At 38.3% G+C, this 20213-nt stretch carries 19 protein-coding genes; all 19 read left to right on the forward strand.

Annotation, left to right across the window (positions count from 1 at the left end; all coding sequences use genetic code 11):
• The 19 genes from PUN35_RS22025 to PUN35_RS22115 all read left to right on the forward strand — a co-directional run bounded on the left by PUN35_RS22025 (nucleotide 1) and on the right by PUN35_RS22115 (nucleotide 20082).
• Nucleotides 1–1458, forward strand: a complete 1458-nt coding sequence (locus PUN35_RS22025; RefSeq protein WP_013603208.1) for a hypothetical protein — start codon at nucleotides 1–3, stop codon at nucleotides 1456–1458.
• A gap of 26 nt (nucleotides 1459–1484) precedes the next feature.
• Nucleotides 1485–2576 carry a hypothetical protein gene (locus PUN35_RS22030; RefSeq protein WP_013603209.1) on the forward strand — a complete coding sequence of 364 codons (1092 nt, stop codon included), beginning with the start codon at nucleotides 1485–1487 and terminating at the stop codon, nucleotides 2574–2576.
• A 48-nt stretch (nucleotides 2577–2624) separates the two neighbouring features.
• Nucleotides 2625–4985: a VirD4-like conjugal transfer protein, CD1115 family gene (locus PUN35_RS22035; RefSeq protein ID WP_013603210.1), complete on the forward strand. Its 2361-nt coding sequence runs from the start codon at nucleotides 2625–2627 to the stop codon at nucleotides 4983–4985.
• Between the two features lie 13 nt (nucleotides 4986–4998).
• A complete protein-coding gene (locus tag PUN35_RS22040) occupies nucleotides 4999–7923 on the forward strand; it encodes a pLS20_p028 family conjugation system transmembrane protein (RefSeq protein ID WP_061113857.1) in 2925 nt (974 codons plus the stop codon).
• The gene (locus PUN35_RS22045; RefSeq protein ID WP_013603212.1) at nucleotides 7920–8231 is read left to right on the forward strand and encodes a DUF5592 family protein; all 312 of its coding nucleotides are present in this window, start codon (nucleotides 7920–7922) and stop codon (nucleotides 8229–8231) included. Before PUN35_RS22040 ends, PUN35_RS22045 begins: the two co-directional genes overlap by 4 nt.
• Before the next feature lies 1 nt (nucleotide 8232).
• Entirely contained in the window at nucleotides 8233–8811 is a 579-nt protein-coding gene (locus PUN35_RS22050) for a hypothetical protein (protein ID WP_013603213.1), read from the forward strand.
• A 13-nt stretch (nucleotides 8812–8824) separates the two neighbouring features.
• Nucleotides 8825–10720, forward strand: a complete 1896-nt coding sequence (locus tag PUN35_RS22055) for a VirB4 family type IV secretion system protein (protein WP_013603214.1) — start codon at nucleotides 8825–8827, stop codon at nucleotides 10718–10720.
• Entirely contained in the window at nucleotides 10720–11346 is a 627-nt protein-coding gene (locus PUN35_RS22060) for a hypothetical protein (protein WP_013603215.1), read from the forward strand. The genes PUN35_RS22055 and PUN35_RS22060 overlap by 1 nt, the downstream gene beginning before the upstream one ends.
• Entirely contained in the window at nucleotides 11339–12445 is a 1107-nt protein-coding gene (locus tag PUN35_RS22065) for a bifunctional lytic transglycosylase/C40 family peptidase (RefSeq protein ID WP_013603216.1), read from the forward strand. The genes PUN35_RS22060 and PUN35_RS22065 overlap by 8 nt, the downstream gene beginning before the upstream one ends.
• An 18-nt stretch (nucleotides 12446–12463) precedes the next feature.
• The gene (locus PUN35_RS22070) at nucleotides 12464–13273 is read left to right on the forward strand and encodes a coiled-coil domain-containing protein (protein ID WP_013603217.1); all 810 of its coding nucleotides are present in this window, start codon (nucleotides 12464–12466) and stop codon (nucleotides 13271–13273) included.
• 334 nt (nucleotides 13274–13607) lie between these two features.
• On the forward strand, nucleotides 13608–13847 hold the full coding sequence (locus PUN35_RS22075) for a hypothetical protein (RefSeq protein ID WP_013603219.1): 240 nt from the start codon (nucleotides 13608–13610) through the stop codon (nucleotides 13845–13847).
• 182 nt (nucleotides 13848–14029) lie between these two features.
• Nucleotides 14030–14473 (forward strand): hypothetical protein, encoded by a 444-nt coding sequence (locus PUN35_RS22080; RefSeq protein ID WP_013603220.1) that lies wholly within the window; start codon nucleotides 14030–14032, stop codon nucleotides 14471–14473.
• Nucleotides 14473–15705, forward strand: coding sequence for a MobP2 family relaxase (gene mobP2 / locus PUN35_RS22085; protein ID WP_013603221.1), 1233 nt, complete (start codon nucleotides 14473–14475; stop codon nucleotides 15703–15705). The genes PUN35_RS22080 and mobP2 overlap by 1 nt, the downstream gene beginning before the upstream one ends.
• 30 nt (nucleotides 15706–15735) lie before the next feature.
• The gene (locus PUN35_RS22090) at nucleotides 15736–16206 is read left to right on the forward strand and encodes a hypothetical protein (protein ID WP_013603222.1); all 471 of its coding nucleotides are present in this window, start codon (nucleotides 15736–15738) and stop codon (nucleotides 16204–16206) included.
• Nucleotides 16207–16280: 74 nt separating this feature from the next.
• Complete coding sequence (locus PUN35_RS22095; RefSeq protein ID WP_013603223.1) at nucleotides 16281–17660, forward strand: DUF3991 and TOPRIM domain-containing protein; 1380 nt, start codon at nucleotides 16281–16283, stop codon at nucleotides 17658–17660.
• 106 nt (nucleotides 17661–17766) lie between these two features.
• On the forward strand, nucleotides 17767–17922 hold the full coding sequence (locus PUN35_RS22100) for a hypothetical protein (protein WP_013603224.1): 156 nt from the start codon (nucleotides 17767–17769) through the stop codon (nucleotides 17920–17922).
• Entirely contained in the window at nucleotides 17923–18435 is a 513-nt protein-coding gene (locus tag PUN35_RS22105; protein ID WP_013603225.1) for a type II toxin-antitoxin system PemK/MazF family toxin, read from the forward strand.
• A gap of 217 nt (nucleotides 18436–18652) precedes the next feature.
• A complete protein-coding gene (locus PUN35_RS22110; protein WP_013603227.1) occupies nucleotides 18653–19000 on the forward strand; it encodes a hypothetical protein in 348 nt (115 codons plus the stop codon).
• A gap of 683 nt (nucleotides 19001–19683) precedes the next feature.
• Nucleotides 19684–20082, forward strand: a complete 399-nt coding sequence (locus tag PUN35_RS22115) for a Rok-like winged helix domain-containing protein (protein WP_013603229.1) — start codon at nucleotides 19684–19686, stop codon at nucleotides 20080–20082.
• The last annotated feature ends 131 nt before the right edge of the window (nucleotides 20083–20213 follow it).

Raw genomic sequence — 20213 nt, forward strand, 5'->3', positions numbered from 1 at the left:
ATGATTCGAGCTTCGTTTAAGGGTGGGAGAAAATTTCGATCCATTATTCCATCCAGAAAACAATACAGTATACGTTTAGCTTCCTCGAAAATGGCGGAATTAGAGAGATTTGCTGAGGAAAATAACCTTAATGCGGAAATAGTATTAACTATCTTTGACGATGAAGATAATTCAGTTCTCTTTCGGGAATCTTTTTCTGTTGGAGAAGGGATTTCGAACAACCTACTCTTTCTCGTAAGCAGAACATTAGATACTACTTTTAAAGACAGTCCGCAGGAAGAAAAAGATGCATTGCTTCAAATGTTATCAAAAGCCATGGAAGAGGAAGCTGTTGAACAGGAATGTAATAAGAAGCTGTTTTCAGTTCCGAATTTAGGTTTTTTTAAAGGCAGAAAGAAAAATGAACTAGATCCTAAGGCAGCCGAGGCAGAGCGTGCCCGCCAGGCTGAAGAGAAGGCCCGGCAGGAGGCAGCCGAGGCAGAGCGTGCCCGCCAGGCTGAAGAGAAGGCCCGGCAGGAGGCAGCCGAGGCAGAGCGTGCCCGCCAGGCTGAAGAGAAGGCCCGGCAGGAGGCAGCCGAGGCAGAGCGTGCCCGCCAGGCTGAAGAGGAAGCCCGGCAGGAGGCAGCTGAGGCAGAGCGTGCCCGCCAGGCTGAAGAGAAGGCCCGGCAGGAGGCAGCTGAGGCAGAGCGTGCCCGCCAGGCTGAAGAGGAAGCCCGGCAGGAGGCAGCTGAAGCAGAGCGTGCCCGCCAGGCTGAAGAGAAGGCCCGGCAGGAGGCAGCCGAGGCAGAGCGTGCCCGCCAGGCTGAAGAGAAGGCCCGGCAGGAGGCAGCCGAGGCAGAGCGTGCCCGCCAGGCTGAAGAGGAAGCCCGGCAGGAGGCAGCTGAAGCAGAGCGTGCCCGCCAGGCTGAAGAGAAGGCCCGGCAAGAGGCAGCTGAGGCAGAGCGTGCCCGCCAGGCTGAAGAAATTGTCGAGGAAAACAAAAAAGGAAAACCAGCTGCAGCTGTAAAAACGCATTTATCCAATGGATTCAGTAAAGGAATAGCTTTTCTTAAAAAGCAGAAACAGTATGTACCTGATCGTAAAAATAAACGTGAAATACATCCGCCTATAGTGGCACAAGAATCAGCTGCTATGCGTGACCTTGAAAAGCAACTTAAGATGGCCAAGATTGAATTGATTGAAGAAATTAAGAAAGAAAAACTAGAATTAGATAAAAAGTTGGCTAAAGAAAAGAAAAAGGAAGACAAACATAAGAAAGCTTTGGCCAAACGTAGAAAACGAATGGCAGCGCCTGGGCTTGGGTCCTCCAAGCTCATTTTGTTTGCCATTCTTCTTATTATCGGCGTACAGGTTTATTTCAACGTTGAATCAGGAAATAGCCCGCTAACAGTTCCCGGCTGGGTAATTGACATTGGAAATAAGGTCAGCAACCTAGTAGCCTCTTACAAAAAGCTTTAACATTGTTAAGCAGAAAGGAGGAAGCTTTGGCCAATAACGTTGATCGATATGATGTTGATATGGAAAAGAAGGCGTCACCTTATCTAAATGCTCTTGGATCGGCTCTCAGCGAAGGCAAAAAAAGAGCTTTAAATGAACTTAATCAAGCCAATACCTTCCTGAACAAAATCTTTAACAGAAAAAAAATTAATCAATTGTCCGAAAAGGTAAAGCTTTATAACTACTGTGAGAACCAAGTAAGAAGTAGCGATTTCAGAAGCAAGTTTTCTAAAATTGAGATTCTAGCTGGAAGAGAATCTCAAATAAATATTAATGTATTTGGGGAACGAATTGAAACAGCTTTAGGAAGCTACTTCAAAGAACAAGGAGAAAACTTGACTCCTGGAAATAGTCTTGAAGCGTATGATGAGTTGTATAGGACAATGGTTAACTCACAAACCTTTTCATCTTTACGAGGTAATAATTTCACAGGCAGATCAGAACAAGATACAAGTTTGATGGGATTTATTTCTTCTCAAAACGAGTATCAGAATTATGTGGCCGATTATCGTGAGTCTAAACCAATTCATCAAATCTTTCCAGACCAGTTCAAGGAAGGCATGTTGGAGAATGAAAGTAAACTTTACATCAACGAGTATACAAAACATTTAGCGTTAGTTCATGACGAGAACAGATCTATGTTGAAGAATGAATCCCCAGATTACGCTGTCATCAAAGAGTTGGAAGGAGAAATTCGTTCTAATTTTAGTAAAGATCCGGAATATCCGGTTATTTTATTAAGGACAATGGCAGCAGATAACCTTAATAAACAGATAGCAACTGCTGTTAATATGACTAACTCCTTTATTAATGATTTTTCTAAAGAGATGAAAATTAAACAAGTACCTTGGCCTACAACTGTGCCTGAACCTCTAACTTATGAGCAGTATAATCAAAATAAATCTAAATATCTTGAACAGCTATCAAAAGATGATGTGCTGATGAAAAAAAATGAAAAAGATCTGTCAACTGAAAGGGAACTAGAGAATAAAGGGACTGAAAAAGGAAAAGTTGAAGTTCAAATTAAAAAGCCCTCAAATTTGAAAGGTTCAAGAAAAGTTAAAGGTCTAGAAAGATAATAGAAGTGAGGAAGCCGTGTTTACGGCTTCTTTTTTTGAGGTGATCTTTTGCACAAGGAGTTTAAACAGTGGAAAAAAGTATTTGCAGATAAGTATTTTTTGATTGCCTTTACACTGTTTTGTTATGTAGCAGTGACGTGTATTACTAATTTTTTCATACATCTTTTAAAACAGATTCCCGTAATACTCTCTTCTTTTAAAAACTTTGACCAGTCACAGCTTTCAAGTCCTTTTAGTTCGATGACCTGGAAGTGGTTTTTTGAATTTGATTGGAGTATGGGCATTGTTTATGGAGTAGTGTACGTTCTTGCTTCAATTTTCATATTGAGACAAGTGTATAGGTTTAGAATCGCTTTTCGTGATATCAATAAGCAAACGAAAGGTACAGCACGATGGACTGAGATTATGGAGATTCAAGAAACCTATAAGGCTGTTAAAGATGATGATAATGAGTATGAAGGCAGTGCAGGAATGCCGATTGTTCATTTTAATGACCATCTTTACGTTGACACAAACTCAACTCATACCCTTGTGGTTGCTTCAACACAATCTGGTAAGACTGAAACTTATTCCTATCCATATTTAGATGTCATTATGAGAGCAAAAGAAAAAGACTCTGTAGTAATTACAGATATAAAAGGTGACATGCTTAAAAATACCCGCGCTGAATTCGAAAAGTACGGTTATGAAGTTATGTGTTTCAACTTATTGAATCCGTATTGGGGAATGGCCTATAATCCATTGGAATTAGTTAAACAAGCATATTTGAAGAAAGACTATTCTAAAGCCCAAATGCTTTGTAATACACTATCTTACTCACTGTTCCATAATGATAAGTCACATGCAGATCCTATGTGGGAAAATGCATCTATTGCATTGGTAAACGCCTTGATTCTCGCGGTTTGTGATTTGTGCATTAAGAATGGACAGCCAGAAAATATCACGATGTATACATTGACAGTTATGTTAAACGAACTTGGAAGTAATCCAGATGAAGACGGGTATACACGACTTGATCATTTCTTTGGTAATTTGCCGCCTTCTCACCCTGCTAAGTTACAGTATGGGACAATTCAATTTTCACAAGGCATAACACGCAGCGGTATTTACACAGGTACAATGGCCAAACTTAAAAACTATACTTACGATACAATCGCCCGAATGACAGCTCGTAATGACTTGAATATTGAGGATTTAGCTTACGGAGAAAAACCAGTCGCGTTATTCATTGTCTACCCCGATTGGGATGATTCTAACTACACTATTATTTCTACTTTCTTATCACAAGTAAACGCTGTGCTTTCCGAGAAAGCTACATTATCCAAAGAAAGTACACTTCCAAGGAAAGTAAGGTTTCTCTTTGAAGAAGTCGCTAATATCCCGCCAATTGAAGGGTTAAATAGATCCCTGGCAGTTGGTCTAAGCCGAGGTATGCTCTATACGCTTGTTATTCAAAACGTTTCTCAGCTACGTGATGTCTACGGAGACGACATGGCCGTGGCAATAATGGGGAACTTGGGTAACCAGATTTACATTATGAGTGACGAGTGGGAGGACGCCGAAAAGTTTAGTGAAAAATTGGGTGTTACCACGGTAATTTCTGCAGATCGTCAGGGTGATTTAATGGACGTTCATAAATCGTATAGCGAAAGAGAAGAAGAAAGGCCTTTAATGCTTCCTGACGAGCTAAGAAGGTTGAAAAAAGGTGAGTGGGTTGTTTTAAGGACTAAAAAACGTGAGGACTTAAAAAGAAATAGGGTAGTTCCTTATCCGATTTTTGCTTCTTTAGATAACGGAACAAATATGCTGCATAGATACGAGTATTTGATGCATCGTTTTGATAATAAGATTGCTCTTGGTGATTTAGGGTTTAGAGGAGAGCATGAAACACTGGATCTGGAAAGCTTATTGATTGAATTTGAATTTAATGAACCTGTGAAGGAGGAAAGAAAAAGTAAACCAGGTAAAGGGAAAAAACAAAAAGCTAAAAAGGCTCCTGGTGAACCTGTTTCTAGTGAATTCCCATTGCCTGAAGAACCGATTGGGTTTACTGAATCTTCAGAGGGAATGGATTCACTATTCGCCTCAATTCCAGTTGAGAATATGAACGAACATGGATTTTATGAAGATCCGCCAATGAATGAATCATTACATGAAGATGATTTAGAAGCAAGTGAGGAGGATATTATTATGAATTCACTTGAAGAGGTGTACGAAACGAGTACACCTATTTCTGATGCAATTAAACCTGATCATTACGTGTATATAAAGTTACTTGCTCATAAGCAATTATCTGAAAGCGAATATGCGTATTTCGATAGTCTGAAAACAGTTGAGGAATTAAGGGCCTTTTTTAGAGCGCCAGAGAAAAAAGAAATTTATGAACAAATTAAAACACATATAGAGTAAGTGAGGGTTGTTTATGGATGATTCAGAGATTCTGAAAATACTGCTTAGGTTTCAAGATTACCTATCCCTGACTTCAATTTGGACCGCACCATTCCGAGTCATCGGATGGTGGGTTATTATGGGCCTGGCCGCAATTGTAGATGCCCTATCTGGGGGGATTGAAGAGATTTATGATTTGCTTAATTTCTTCGATAGTGACCAAATTAGTGGCTTTATAGATAAGTGGATGCCTGTCATTTTTGCATTAATGGCATTGGCGCTTGGCTTTCTTGGATGGAAAATCATAGTTCAGAAGAAAACTGATTACGACAAAATAATCACAAATTCATTATTTGCTTTAACTCTTTTCCTTGTACTGCCATGGGGGATGCAGCAGGCGTCGGATCTCTTGCTTGCTGGGAAAGGAATGCTTGATGAAGACGGAAAGCTTAGTGTTTCCACTAAAATATATCAAAACAATATAGTCGATGTTTATAAAATCGACAAGGATGCTGAGTGGAGTAAGAAAGAATTCAAAAAGCTAAAGAAGAAAAATAATATCGAGAATGACGAGGATGTGAAACTTTTAGATATAACGGAGCCAGTTGATACAGGTGGAATTTTTCACTCTAGTCCGTTAACTAAAGATGGCGAAAAAATATTAGATAAAAAAGTAAGCGATGCATCCGGAGAGAAGAAATTAGAGGATCTTGAGTCATTTTGGATACAAGATGATGAAGCCTATTATCGATATTCTTGGCACCCTTGGTACATGATGTTTGAACTTGGTACCATAGCATTTGTTTTATTTATGACCATGTTTAAGACAGCGCAGTTAATCATGGAACTAGGAATCTTAAAGATTTTCAGTGTAGGAACTGCTTTAACGGATCTTGAAAACGGTCAACGTAATAAAAAGTTCTTGGAGAAGATAAAGAATACTTTCATTGTCTTATTTTCAATCGAGCTTTTGTTACAATGTTACATCCTTTTTACAGATTACATTGGCCAAGCTGACATATCTGCACCAATAAAAATAGTTGTATTGATTGCAGCAGCTATTTTAACGGTGGATGGTCCTAACTTTATAGAAGAAATGTTTGGTATAGATTCTGGATTGAAGAGCATTTCGCGGAGTTTAGTTGGGCTATTTGCAGGTGCTAAAACAGCAAAAATGGCTACGGACTTTACGGCATCAACAGCTAAAAAGGCGGGGAAAATGGCAGGCAAAATTGCCAAGAAATCATCTGATGCTGCTTTAGTTGGTATGGGTGCTGGAAAGGGTATACTTGATGGTTTTAAAGAGAACATGGAAGCTGCTAAAAGTGGTGGAGGAAGTAACGGGGGGAAAATTGGAAAAGACGGTGACACGCCTTTGTCACATGGATTAGCCGGTAAACCGACTAATGTTATGTCAGACGATGCTTTAAAAGAAGCAATGATGTCTGGTGACGATCAGAAAGAGAAGGATAAATCGTCACAATCTGATTCTCCGTTGTCGTCTTTGAATAAAGAAAATAGCTCCGATTCATCAACAGAGGGTATCGAAAATCGCGATGATAGATCAGGCACAGAAAATGGATCTCCAATGGAAGATCATAATACACCACTATCATCCATGTCTTCCGAAGAAGAAGCTGGAAGCAACAATGAGAAAGGATCAGACAATATTCTATCAAAAGATGGAGATACACCATTACAAGCATCAAAAGATCAGTCGAGTCCTGATGCAGCTAGTGATGGTCTAGGTACTCAGCAAGGTAAAAACATTGAAATGGCCACTGACAAAGACGGAAATACACCGTTGTCTAATATGGCATCATCTGAAGGAATACAACCTGATCAACCAGGTGGATCTGCTGCTGACAAAGACGGAGATACACCGTTATCTAATATGGCATCATCTGAAGGGGCACAACCTGGTCAGTCAGGTGGGACTGCTGCTGACAAAGATGGAAATACACCGTTGTCTAACATGACAGGGGAAAGCTCAGTTCCAGGACAAGGCGGCGGAAACGCGCCAGGAAGCTCTGATACGCCATTATCGTCCCAAGGGCCAACAGGAAGTCCAATTCCAGGACAAGGCGGCGGAAACGCGTCAGGAAGCTCTGATACGCCATTATCGCCCCAAGGGCCAACAGGAATCCCAGTTCCAGGACAAGGCGGCGGAAACGCGCCAGGAAGCTCTGATACGCCATTATCGTCCCAAGGGCCAACAGGAATCCCAGTTCCAGGACAAGGCGGCGGAAACGTACCAGGAAGCTCTACTAATACGCCATTGTCATCTCAAATACCACCTGTAGGACCAATTTCTAGTCAGATCGGTGGAAACACATCAGTTACACCTGGTAGACAATTGTCTCAGGGGCCGATTAATAGTGGTCTCACAGCAAACAATAGCACTTCCAATAATGGATGGGATTCGTTGTTTGCGACTATGCCACAGAATACAGGTTCACATTCTTCAGGAAGTCTTATGCCGAGCAGTCCTATTTCACAGGCGGCGCCGGCTTCACTGACACCTGTTGCACCAAGCAGTAATACATCGATAGTAAATTCCGTTTCAAATGGTTCTAATTCAACTTATTCGGCGCCTACACCGGCAAGTAACATTTTGCCAACCCACCGCGCTGCCGTAGGAAATGTTTTACCAACCTATAGAGCACCTGTACAAAATATGGGAGGTGGCCGTTTTGATTACTCACCTAAAGGAGTGAGTACAGTAAGCAATAAACCGATTGGAATGCCTAAACATGTTCAAACAACTGCAGAAGCATTTAAAAATCAGATGACAAAAAGGCCAACTACGAATATGACTGCAAAGGATGTCTTGGTTAATAAGTATGCTGACTTGGCGCAACGGATATATGATTCAAAGTCAGTAAGAAATTCAAGGACAGCTTACGATATCGCAAAAAACACTGTAAATACTGGATTCAAAGGGGGGACTGATAAATGAGGCAAACCGTATCAGTACCAGAAAATATTCAAGCAAAAATACAATGGAATAAACTAACGGTTGTGGATGGTTTTGTGATTATTGGGAGTTTGGCTGTCGGGTATTTCATGAAAGGCTTGGTATACCCGTATCTTCAGATACCTTTTGTATTATTTATCGTGCTTGCCACTACATTTTATCTTTGGCCGTGTCCTGATTCACCAAGTAAAAAGATTTATGAAATGACGCTCATGGTTTTCAGAAAGGATAGTCGGACATATAAAGCACAAGAGCCTGTCAATTATTCCATGATAAAGCAGGAGGATTAAAATGGGTTTTGATGCACTGTCAGTTAAAAAGAAGAATCAATCAGGAAGTACACGGAAATTAAAAAAAATACAAAAGAGTATTGATCGAATCAATCGTGTATATCCGGTATGTGGATATACTGATGAGGGTTATGTAAAAACAAAATTTGGACTAAAAGAAGGCTACTTTGAGGTATTTGACGTTAAACATTATGACACCAATATCCTAGACGAAAAAGAGTTTAACTTTGTAACAGAGTCCTACTGGAAACTACAGCAAATTTATTCAGATCCTCTTAAAGAAGTGCATATGAATTTGCCTGAAGATAATCAGCTTCAGCAAGAATATATTAAATACAAAATTGAACGAACAAATAACTTTGCAAGGTTGAGAGTATTAAACGCTGAACTCGAAAAGTTGAAATTCATAGAAAAAACATATAAAAGTCGTCGCACGTACCTCATTGTCTTTGGAAGAACAGCAGAAGAACTTACTAAAAGGATTGACGATTTAACTCGCTTTACAAACTTTTTAGAACCGCAGCCGATTTCTATCGAGAAAAAAATTAAGATCTTACATGGTATGAATAACTTTATTTAGGCGGTGAATGGATATGGAAAAAATTATTAAGGATTTAGATTTTGTGTATGCCACCCAACCAATGGGTGGCATTTCTTTTAAGGATGAATTTTTTAATCGTACAGGTGATGGATATGTTGCTTGTCTCCATGTATACCGTTATCCGGAAAATTTCACACCATACTGGTTAAACAAATTAACTAGTATTCATAACACAATTGTTACTATTGATACCTATACACAAAAAGACATCAATTATACTGATAAGGTAAAAAGCTCGACTAATGAAATGAAATCGAGGATACGTAATGCAGCTAATGAAACAGATGCAGATGTAGCTCGTGAAGAATTGCAGACTTTAAGAGAACTCGGGTTGGCTATTACCAAAGGTGGAGAAGTAATTAAACAGATTCACGTCCGGATCTTTTTGCATGGTGCCACACAATCGGAATTAGAAAAACGTATATCTGAAGTTCAAAAGAGTATTGACAGTGATGGTTTTAAAAGTAAAGTGTTTCTTGATGAAAATAAAGAAGAATGGCAATCCTTATTTCTTGATTATGAAACTCAATTAACCATGCCAAACAAAAGAATAGGAAATGATATGCCTGCTGAGGCCATTGGTTTAGGTTTTGCTTATGATCAAACCAGTCTAAGTGATCCAACAGGTGTTTATTATGGTTATACATCAACGAGAGGAACAGTTTATTGGGATTTGTTCCATAAGACAACTAAAAGGCTATATTATAACATGTTTGTGGCAGGGGATATGGGATCAGGTAAGTCAACACTTCTAAAAAAGATCCTAAGAGATAATGCTTCAAAAGGTAACTTTATTCGGGGCTTTGATAAATCAGGTGAATTTCAATCCGTTACGGCTGATATGGGCGGAATTACTATTGATTTGGATGGGAGCAACGGCCGTATAAATTTAATGCAGATATTCCCGTCTGTGACAAAGAAAATAGGGGACAAAGTCGTAATAGACGAAAGTGCTTCTTTTAGGCAGCATGTTTCAAAATTAAATTCGTGTTACCGAATTAAAAACCCTAAATCCGATGATAATGTTTTAGTTCAATTTGATGAATTAGTATATGGATTTTACGAGAAGCATAACTTTTGGGGAGAAGATGCACGCTCCAATATCACTCAATTACCTCCTGAAGAATATCCATTATTATCTGATTTTCAAGCATATTGTGAAGAAAGATATCATGCAGAAAAAGATCCAAATTTCAAGTCCAGAATTGGCGACATAGCTATGTCAATAAAGAACCTTGTTACTCAATTTGGAGAGATATTTGATGGTATTACTACTATTCCGGATATGGTGAATGAACAGATCGTATTTTACGACATCGGAAACCTGTCACAGCTGAGCGATCAAGTAAAGGATATCCAAATATTTAATGCGCTCAGTCAAATTTGGGGTACGATGATGAATATTGGAAGAAAAGAAAAAGAAGCTTATGATAAAGGTAAAATACATTGGTTCGATATTACGAGATTCCTTATTATACTTGATGAGTGTCACAATTTGTTGGAATTGAAAAAAGCTCACACCGCGAACTTTTTTGTTACTCTTATGTCTGAAGCACGTAAGTTCTTTGGTGGTCTGGTATTGGCTACACAGCGTATTGAACGGATGTTTCCGAATACCAATACTTCTGATCCAGATATGGCTATAGCAGCAAATAAACTTCGTGAAATATTTGGGTTAACTCAGTATAAAGCTCTGTTCAAACAAGATCAGACTTCAATGAAATTAATTAAGAATTTATTTGAAGACCAAATGACAGACAATGAGTATGCTCTGCTGCCTAAATTTGAAACTGGTGATTGTATTCTTTCGATAGCTGGGGATCGTAATTTAGTTATGCATGTAGAGGCTACCCAAGAGGAACTTGAACTGTTTGAAGGTGGGGCTTAATGTTGAAAAAGATTCCGGCAAATGAAGAAAATGCAGAAAAAAAGATTGTTAGGCAAAAGAAGCTGTTTATAGTCATATGTATTGTTTTTATTGGGGCTATGCTGCTTTATTTTATGGGCGGAAGTAATAAAGAAAAGGTAACAAAGAATGAACAAAAAGAAAGCTTAATTGAAGGGAATAGTTCAGAGCAATCAACCTACAAAAGTTCTGTCGTGAAGGAAGAAAAAGCAGAGGATAAAGATAAACAAGAAATGCAACAAACACTGAAATCCTTTATAGAATCATATTACTCGTACGATTATAAAAATAAAGACAAACATTTAAAGGAGTCAAAAAAATATTTGACTCCGGAGTTTTATAAGGAATTAAGTCTTGCTGAAGAAAACAATACAAAAGTGCAGCCTTTCGCTTATCGAAAAGTACAGGACATTTCTTATTCAGGCTTCTCTTTAGTAAACGGAAAGCCTCATTGGATTGCCAGTGTTAATGCTGAATTATTGGATGATAAGAGGAAGGTCACTGGCACTATTGAAGTTGAATTTGAATTGGATTTAAACAAAAGAGAAGATAATTGGACCGTAACATATTTTGCTGTAACAGGTAAAGGGTTGAAAGAGAATGAATAACGGGGCATCTGCCGCCAAAGAAGCAGTGAAATACTTAATTAAGAAACAATTACAGAAGCGCGCGCTTCTGTTTTTTTTATGCTCTTGGGCCGGTTTAATTACGATTGTAGTATGTGTAGTTATTGTCTGTGCGATAGGGATAATTTCTGGCCTATCAGGTTCAGATTCGGGCGGAGGCGGCGGAGAATCTGCGATAAACATTGCGCCAGAAGTTGAACAGTATAGGGCAGTTGTAGAAAAAGAATGTAAAGCGAATGACATACCAGATTTAGTTGATTTAATACTAGCACTGATCATGCAAGAGTCTGGTGGGAAGTCATTAGATGTAATGCAAGCAAGTGAATCAAAAGGGCTGCCTCCCAACTCAATTACCGATCCTCATGAATCAATCAAAGTAGGTGTTGCAAACTTTGCTTCAGTATATAAAGCAGCCAAAGCAGCTAAAAAAAATGTCAAAGAAACGGCGCTGCAAGGCTATAACTTTGGAAGTGGATATATCAATTGGGCGATAAAGAAAAGTGGAGGTTGGACAAAAGAAAACGCTGCTGATTTTGCTCGAATTCACAGTAACGGACAGCAGCGCCCAAACGGAACTTGGATGTATGGTGATCAGCTGTATGTAGAGCACGTTATGAGGTACCTAAAGCCGAATAACGGTGAAAATGGTGGAGAAGTTGAGGTAATAAAGGGTGGAAACAAAGTTATTGAGAAAGCAATAAAAGAAGGCTCGGCTTATATAGGAAGGTCCACTTATGTAATGGGTGGGGGGAGAAATCAAAGTGACATTTTAAAGGGGATCTTCGACTGTAGCAGCTTTGTACATTATGCGTTTAACAAGGCAGGTTTATCCCTTGGAAACTTAGCCTCTACAACAACAGATACGCTTGTTGTACGCGGAAAAAAAGTCAAATATTCAAATATTAAAAGAGGCGATTTAGTATTCTTTGATACTTACAAAGTAAACGGTCATGTTGGAATTTATCTCGGGAATGGAGAGTTTTTAAATTGCCAAAATAGTTATGGTGTTAGCGTGGCAAAGATGAGTAATAGCTATTGGAAAAGTCATTTTAATGGGGTCGTCGTACGTATTACAGAGTAAAGGAGGGGAACCGAAAAAGTGAAAATAAAATTTAAAACTGTCGGTGCAAAATATAAAGTTTCTACAGGTGTTATTGCCATGATCCTGCTGTTTTTCTTGTCCAGCAGGGTCATTTTTGATTCGCCGTTTGAAGAAGAAAATACAAAACTAAACACCCCCGTTAGTATAAATAACATGACTGTGGAAATGACGGATCGAACTTATTTTTCAGACAATCACATGCTTGAAATTGATTTGATGATCACAGATTCTCTACAAGATATTCCTCCAAAATTAGATGCAATTGTTAAGGAAAAATCAAATAAGAGAAAGAAATATCATCCCGAAATCATCAAGATTCGTGATGATTTTTATGTGTTGTTTGTAAGAGATATTCCGGAAGATTGGACAGCAGTTTCGGTTCAGCTGACTGATGAAAATGATGAAGATTCAAGCTCAATCGGGTCGAGCAAAAAGATATATTCCTCATCTGCAGATACGAAAACAAAGGATGTTTTTGTGAAAAGAAATCAGGATTATTATGAAGCAAAATATATCGATTTAAAGATCAAAAATAATAAAAAATTGATTCAAGAAGAAGAGAAAAAACAGAAAGAATATGCGGTTGAAATTACTCAAATAAACTCTCGAATCTCGTCTTTAAAAGAAGATAAGGAATACCAGATCGGTAAAGAAAAAGAGGAAACAGAATCACAAATTTCATCCAATGAAAGCAAAATTTCTTCAAAAGAAGAGGCAATAAAAACGAGCAAAGAAATGCTAGGTGAACTTGAAAAACGGAATGAATTATTGAAGAAAAGAAAGAGCAATCTCGTCATCGAAGACTAAATTTCTGTATGGAAAACAGTTATTTTTCGTGTGCATAAAATAAAGATTTATGTGCATTTAGTTCTAAATCACCTAAATAATGGTTGAACATAAATGTTTTTTTTATGTGCATTCAGCAATAAATCTGGTACCACGAAAAAACAAACCGCACTGCGGTTTCACCATGCAAATGGTGCCAGTTTCCCCTTATGCTCTTTCCTTTTCCACCCCCTCCTTCCTTCGGAATCGGGGGCCGGCTTTTTGCTGCCGCAAAAAGCCTTGGAAAAAGAAACACTTATTTGAACAGATCGTTGCAAAGTAATGTGCAGAAATCGATGAAAAGGAGCGTTAACAAATGCCGGATCTCAACATCAAAGGTCTTTCAAAAGATACAATGAATAGGCTTGCGGATAAAGCGAGGAAGGCAGGACTTTCTCAGCAAGAATACCTCCGCCAATTGCTTGATAAACATGTTGTTGCGGATGAAGTTGAGGGCGTGCGAAGCGAATTAGGAGAAGTCATTAAATCTGTAGCATTCGCCCTCGAACAAAACACCAAAGTACTTAACGAATTCATCAGAGTAAATGAAGGATAGCGACCGATTGAGGACGCTGTCCTTATTTCTTTTTAAAGCAGCAAATAAGCTGGCCGCAGTGTTTAAAGCGCAAAGTCTTTTCTTTATTAAAGACCGTCTTTAAAAAGAAGGAAAAATGAGCTGCAAAGATCATTTTGTGCTGTCATGTGTAAAAAAGATATTAGAAAGTGAGGGTTAGATATATGGCAAAAGTAAAGAAGCATCTTACCTTTAGTGGTCCGACAGAATCACCGTATGGTATTGCTTATATTGAAAAAGAAATGAAAGCGAAGAATTGCTCAAAAATGAATGAAACAATTGAACTGATCTTTGCTGAACACGATGAAATGAAAGCGAGATTATCAGAACAAGATGCACTTGTCGAGAAAATATTTCAGCGTTTTAAGAAGACGCTTGACGTTATCCGTGTGCGCGCCGGACACACCGATAAAAATGCTCAAATTAACTTAGAGCTTTGGAATGCATTTCTCATGGCCAACCCGTTACCTGTGACAGTTTTAACGGACCAGCATACCTCTGAGTCAGTATCGATGGCAAAAGAAAAAGTTAGTAATGACATTGCTACATTTAAGCAAAGGAAAGATGAACAGAAGGCTAAGCAGGAAATGCAGAAAGGTGAAAAATAATGGATTCTCCTGGCGTTGTATTAGTCTCTAAATATGTGTCGGGCAAATCAACAAAATTTTCGAAGTATGTCAATTATATCAATCGTGATGAAGCCGTCCGAACGGAGAAATTTCAGACTTACAATGTAAATAAATTAGACGGATACAATCAATATATGGGGAACCCGGAAAAGAGCAGCGGGATCTTTACCCAGCACAAAGATAGCTTATCACCAGTAGAAAAAAATCAGCTGAAGGAGATTTTCAGACAAGCACAAAAAAATGATTCAGTCATGTGGCAAGATGTCATAAGTTTCGATAACAAGTGGTTAGAAGAACGCGGGATTTATAACTCGCAAACTGGCTGGGTCAATGAAGGGGCAATTCAAAACTCTATTCGAAAAGGAATGGAAGTTTTATTAAGAGAAGAGCAGCTTGAACAAAGTGGCGTTTGGTCCGCAGCCATACATTACAACACTGATAATATCCATGTCCACATTGCGCTAGTTGAACCCAATCCGACAAAAGAGTACGGCGTCTTTACGAACAAAAAAACAGGTGAGGTTTACCAGGCTCGGCGTGGGAATCGGAAATTAAAAACCCTGGATAAAATGAAAAGTAAGGTTGCAAACACCCTCATGGATCGGGACAAAGAACTTAGCAAAATATCACAGCTGATCCATGATCGTATTGCTCCTAAAGGACTTAAATTTCAGCCTAGATTGGATACATACATGACTAAGATGTATAACCATATCTACGAAAATCTGCCGGAAGACATGAGGCTGTGGAAATATAATAACAATGCTTTGAATAATATTCGGCCGGAGATAGACAGTGTGATTACGATGTACATTCAAAAGTATCATCCTGAAGACTATAAAGAGCTGGATCAGTCGTTAAAAGAAGAAATGGAATTCAGAAAATCAGTATACGGAGATGGACCAAAACAGGTAGAGAGATATAAAGAGTATAGGAAAAATAAACATAAAGAACTCTACACTAAATTAGGGAACTCCATGCTGAAGGAAATGGCCGAAATACGTAGGCGTGAGTCGCAATCAAAACAAATGAATCGCTCAGGTACCTATGCTCCTAGTTCAGTATCAAATAGACAATGGGATACAAAGGGTAGGCGCATAAAAAGATCAGATATCAATAAAATCAAGCACGCTTTAGATAAAGATTATCAGAGCATGAAAAACATGCGTAAGTACCAACAAATGCAGTATGAAATGGAACAGAGCCGGTAGGCAATTCTGAAATTAAAGGAGAGGAAGCCAATGATTTTTAAACTAGATCACTATATCAATGAAGAGAGAGATCCAGATTATTTGCTTTTTATCGAAAAGGACATTGAACCTTCCCGATTTGAGGAAGAGCTTTTAAAGCTTATAGAGATAATTGGGTGTATTCATTTTAGATTTGAGCAGCTTGTTAGGGATGATATTTGTGTGGCAGGAAAAGATATAGTGTTCCTTCTTGAGAAGTATTATGGTTTCAAAAACGTAACGTCCGAATACATGTTGTTAGAAAAAGAAACAAGGCTGCCGCGTGAGGAATGGTATGTTTTTAATGAATTCAGAGTTGGCACTAACCAAGTGCCCGTGTTTCAAATAGATGTATATAAAGCGCGGGAAGCATGCTGCGGACCGGAATACAGAAATCTCATGATAAACAGGCTGCCACTTGATAAGGAATTCGATAATGATATTGAAAAGCTAGGAGCTTTTTATGTTGGTGAACAGCATTAAAAATTAAAGAAAACACATGTGAGATCAGGATAAATCCTGGTCTTTTTTTTATGACTATAAAAGGGGGAGTTTAAATGCCTAGAGTAAGTGAAGATGTCATAAAACAAGCAGCTGCAGTTGATATTGTAGGCTTCTGTGAGGCCAATGGTTATGAGCTTGTTAAATTGAGCGATAGATGGTATCAGGGCGCTGAACACGATAGCTTAATGATTGATAAAGAGAAAAACAGCTTTCAGTGGTTTTCCCAGGGGAAGAACGGCAATTCAATTGATTTTGTTCGCACATTTTACGGAAAAAGCTTCCGTGATGCTGTATCAATGCTCACTGAAAAAGACTATAAGCATACAAAAGAAGTTAAAGAGCAGCCGCAAAAAGAATTCGTTTATGACATCGTTCATGATAACTCCACAGAACAAGTCGAACGTTACTTGACTGAAGAAAGAGGCATCGATAAAGGAATAGTAAATGCACTAATAGCGAAAGGATTACTGAGACAGGATAAAAGAAAAAACTGTGTGTTTGTTTGGGGGAATACAGGCAAGCGTGTAGGTGCCGATCTTCAGGGTACCATTACAATGAATAAAGACGGAAAGAGAACGACATTTAAACAAATTAAACCCAATTCTCAGCGGAATTATGGCTTTAATGTCTCATTAGGCGTCCCTAAAAAACTTTATTTTTTTGAGGCACCTATTGATCTGTTAAGTTATTGGACAATGTATAAAGACCAATTATCTAATTGCCGTCTCATTTCAATGAATGGAGTGAAGAAAAACACGGTTTTCAACCTGATAAAGCATACAATGAAATCCCGTGGTGTGGCTCCGACAGAAGGAGTATACTTCGGAGTTGATAATGACCATGCTGGCCACAAATTTATGGATGAAATACGACAATATGAGTTTTCTGTTAAAGGGGAGGAAGTCAAATTTCATAACTTAATCCCGGCAGACAATCATATTCCCAAAGAATATTTAGAACTGTATCAAACATACGGCAGCCAATATGGGGTCGATTGGAAGTACCTAGCTGCTATTCATAAAGCTGAAACGAACCTTGGAAATACAAATGAGATTACGAACGGTTATGGTTTTGGCAAGTATTTTGGTGCTAAACAGCTGCCTAGTGAAAAACCTTATGAGATCCAGGTGCCAATAGCAATAGAAGAAGCTGCCAGGGCGTTAAAAGCTAACACTATAGATGGAAAAACTGATATAGGATCAGTTTTAAAACAGGATGTAAAAGAGGTTGATCTGACTAATCAGGTGAAAATGCAACAGAAAGTACAACTTTATTACGACAACTATAATGATCTAGGATATCTGCCGGTGGAAGAGGTTTCTAAGGATTGGAATGATGTGCTGAAGGTCCGTAGAGCTGCTTCAAAACATCGCGAAAAAACACATTCTCAAAAGCAACATAGGAGCAAAAAAAATATGCTTGTTAGGGGGTGATAAAACACCGATTTACCTGAATTAATCAAGGGAAAAAAAGGCTAAAAGGTATCTTCAGTATCGCTAAAATGGTATAATATATTATAGAGAAAGGGAGGTCAATTGTATGGAAAAAATAAAAACAATTGAGCAAGCTCGTGAGAAAATGAAAGAACTGCTGGCTGACCCCCAATATAATCGTCCGGAGAACTACCCGGAACGAAACGCTGACGGGACTATCCTGTTAGATGAAAATAATGAACTTCACCAGGAATTAAGATAATTGGCTGAAACAGATCCAAAAAAATTAGAGCTAGGCAATATACATTTAGCGATAACTGAATTTAGAGATGGGACAGGTCGTAAAGCGCGGCCTGTCCTTGTTTTAGGTTCAAAGAAATCCATTGAAGGTGCTTTCGAGCCTGAAGTCCTGATCGGGTACATCACATCTAATAATAACAATAAGAATTTCTCCAAGTTTAAGTATCCGATTGCTGACTGGAAAGCAGCTGGTTTGGATAAGGAATCATGGGTTGTTTTGCAGGAACGGGAACTCAAATGGATGAATCACGAGAAGGATTTTCTTAAACACATCGGATTGCTGACGGAACGTGATACAATAGGCGTCCTGAATAAATTTATGGAAGTCCGAGAATTAGAACAGTCATTAAAGCAAGAGGCTGAAAAATCTAAGCCGCAACCTCGAAAGGGTAAGATGCAAGTGACTATTCAAGAGAATCCTACATTGAAGCGCAGTAGTCCAAGCGCACAACGAAGAAACAGCAGAGAACGGTAATTTTTTTTGAAGACAAGCTCCCTCACTTCAGGGAGCTTTTTTATTTTTCTTATTGTATTAAATGCTGCCGGTTGCGGAAACCCAGGAAGCCAGGTGCGTTGCGCCGATGATGCGGAAGCTGAAGAAGTGCCAGTGATCCAGGAGCGAGAGGATAAATAACTTATAGAGCTGAATATTCTCGGACACATTCTTTCAGCTAAAGAAGGGAGATAAAAAGTTGGTAAATAAAGAAGTAAGTATAAGTGATGAACAATTAAAGCGTATAGGGCTAGACTTATTAAATTTTGGTCTCGTATATATCCGTTCAATATCAGGTGCTGGACATTTTCCTAAAAGGGAACAAGCAATAGTAAATGATGTGTGTTATAGGATGTCGGATGCTTTGCATAATCTCCCTGAGCACTTAATTTATTTTAATCGCTTGTTAATACTTGACGAATTAGAGAAACTGGCACTAACCGTTTCTCGTATTCCTAAAACAAATATAGTTCAAAATCCGACTCTACAGTTAATAGTTGAAAAAATAAAGCTGTTGTCTGGAGATTCTTGTTGCAACACTCAATAACAAGTGCCCTTATTTTGTTACTTTTTTTATCATTTTGTTGTTTGCATTGCAAACTGAATATACTGAGTATATACTGGTTATATAATTTATACGTTAGTCATCTATATGATGACCAATGTAAAAAAAACAGATGTTTTTGCATAAAAAAATACCGGAGTGCGCCAACACTCCGGTCTGTACACAAGCTGTCCTTAAGGGGCTGGCTCGAGTATTTTTCCTAATAGACTTATCCCTTTAACTTTTCCAGAGCTCAAGGGAGGTCTATTTTTTGTTTTTTAAAGTCAACACGGCAACAATTAAAGAGCCCAAACCAATTAATGATGATTGGAAGCTAATAAATACCATTAGAGCTTGATAAGCTTCAGTTGACATTTTATCACCCCCTTTCAGGGGCCAGCAGATCGCTATTGAGATACACGGCAAATGTACAGGAATAATATACACTAGACAACCATATTGTGGTTGTCTTTTTTTGTATCTTAAGTATAGCAAGCTATGGCAAAAACACAATATATAGATTAGTGTTTTCACAAATTAAAGAAGCATTTCTCACTTTCATATAAAGACAATAAGAGCTTCTCATCTATTTATTTTAGCATGGTCATTGTCCCACCGTATAAAGTTCTTTATAATTTGATCTTCTTTCAAGACTGCCGATATCTTTAGATAAAGGAGAGATATAAATGCTTACAGAAAGACAAGCGTTGCAAGATCGTCTGGAAAAAATAGACAAAGATGAAATCACTTTGATCAAGGAGTATCAGAAACAACGAAATCAGATTTTTGAGCGTCTTAGAGAAATCGATAGAGAAGAATATAAAAACCTTCCTGATCTTAAACAATTAGCCTCGCTAGAAATTCATCAAAAGTCAAAACCTGAAAGAGACATAAGAAAACATGTTGCCGTTAATATTTTGAAAGTCAATCCAGACGGTTTGTCTGCTGATGAACTTAGGAGTAAGATTGAGAAAGAGACAAATATGCAAATACTTAACATGACAAATTTTATGAGATCAATTATGGAGAAAAATCCTTCAGTAAAAAAACCACGAAGAGGTTATTATAGATTCGAAGAAATGTAACACAATGTTATTGTGTTACATTTTCAAAAGAGTGCTAATCCCTTATGTACCAAGGGGTTAGCACTCTTTTTTTTTTGAAAAAGTTAAAATAAAGTATAAAAATGTAACACAACATATGTTATAATGATATT

This window comes from Bacillus sp. N3378-2at (assembly GCF_033412715.1).
GTDB classification, from domain to species: domain Bacteria; phylum Bacillota; class Bacilli; order Bacillales; family Bacillaceae; genus Bacillus; species Bacillus subtilis.

Bases quoted from the DNA above. Each gene is read 5' to 3' on its own strand.
- PUN35_RS22115 (WP_013603229.1), top strand. From the start codon at position 19,684: ATGCTTACAGAAAGACAAGCGTTGCAAGATCGTCTGGAAAAAATAGAC.
- PUN35_RS22045 (WP_013603212.1), top strand. From the start codon at position 7,920: ATGAGGCAAACCGTATCAGTACCAGAAAATATTCAAGCAAAAATACAA.
- PUN35_RS22090 (WP_013603222.1), top strand. From the start codon at position 15,736: ATGATTTTTAAACTAGATCACTATATCAATGAAGAGAGAGATCCAGAT.
- PUN35_RS22095 (WP_013603223.1), top strand. From the start codon at position 16,281: ATGCCTAGAGTAAGTGAAGATGTCATAAAACAAGCAGCTGCAGTTGAT.
- PUN35_RS22040 (WP_061113857.1), top strand. From the start codon at position 4,999: ATGGATGATTCAGAGATTCTGAAAATACTGCTTAGGTTTCAAGATTAC.
- PUN35_RS22060 (WP_013603215.1), top strand. From the start codon at position 10,720: ATGTTGAAAAAGATTCCGGCAAATGAAGAAAATGCAGAAAAAAAGATT.
- PUN35_RS22100 (WP_013603224.1), top strand. From the start codon at position 17,767: ATGGAAAAAATAAAAACAATTGAGCAAGCTCGTGAGAAAATGAAAGAA.
- PUN35_RS22050 (WP_013603213.1), top strand. From the start codon at position 8,233: ATGGGTTTTGATGCACTGTCAGTTAAAAAGAAGAATCAATCAGGAAGT.
- PUN35_RS22080 (WP_013603220.1), top strand. From the start codon at position 14,030: ATGGCAAAAGTAAAGAAGCATCTTACCTTTAGTGGTCCGACAGAATCA.
- PUN35_RS22065 (WP_013603216.1), top strand. From the start codon at position 11,339: ATGAATAACGGGGCATCTGCCGCCAAAGAAGCAGTGAAATACTTAATT.
- PUN35_RS22075 (WP_013603219.1), top strand. From the start codon at position 13,608: ATGCCGGATCTCAACATCAAAGGTCTTTCAAAAGATACAATGAATAGG.
- PUN35_RS22055 (WP_013603214.1), top strand. From the start codon at position 8,825: ATGGAAAAAATTATTAAGGATTTAGATTTTGTGTATGCCACCCAACCA.
- mobP2 (WP_013603221.1), top strand. From the start codon at position 14,473: ATGGATTCTCCTGGCGTTGTATTAGTCTCTAAATATGTGTCGGGCAAA.
- PUN35_RS22025 (WP_013603208.1), top strand. From the start codon at position 1: ATGATTCGAGCTTCGTTTAAGGGTGGGAGAAAATTTCGATCCATTATT.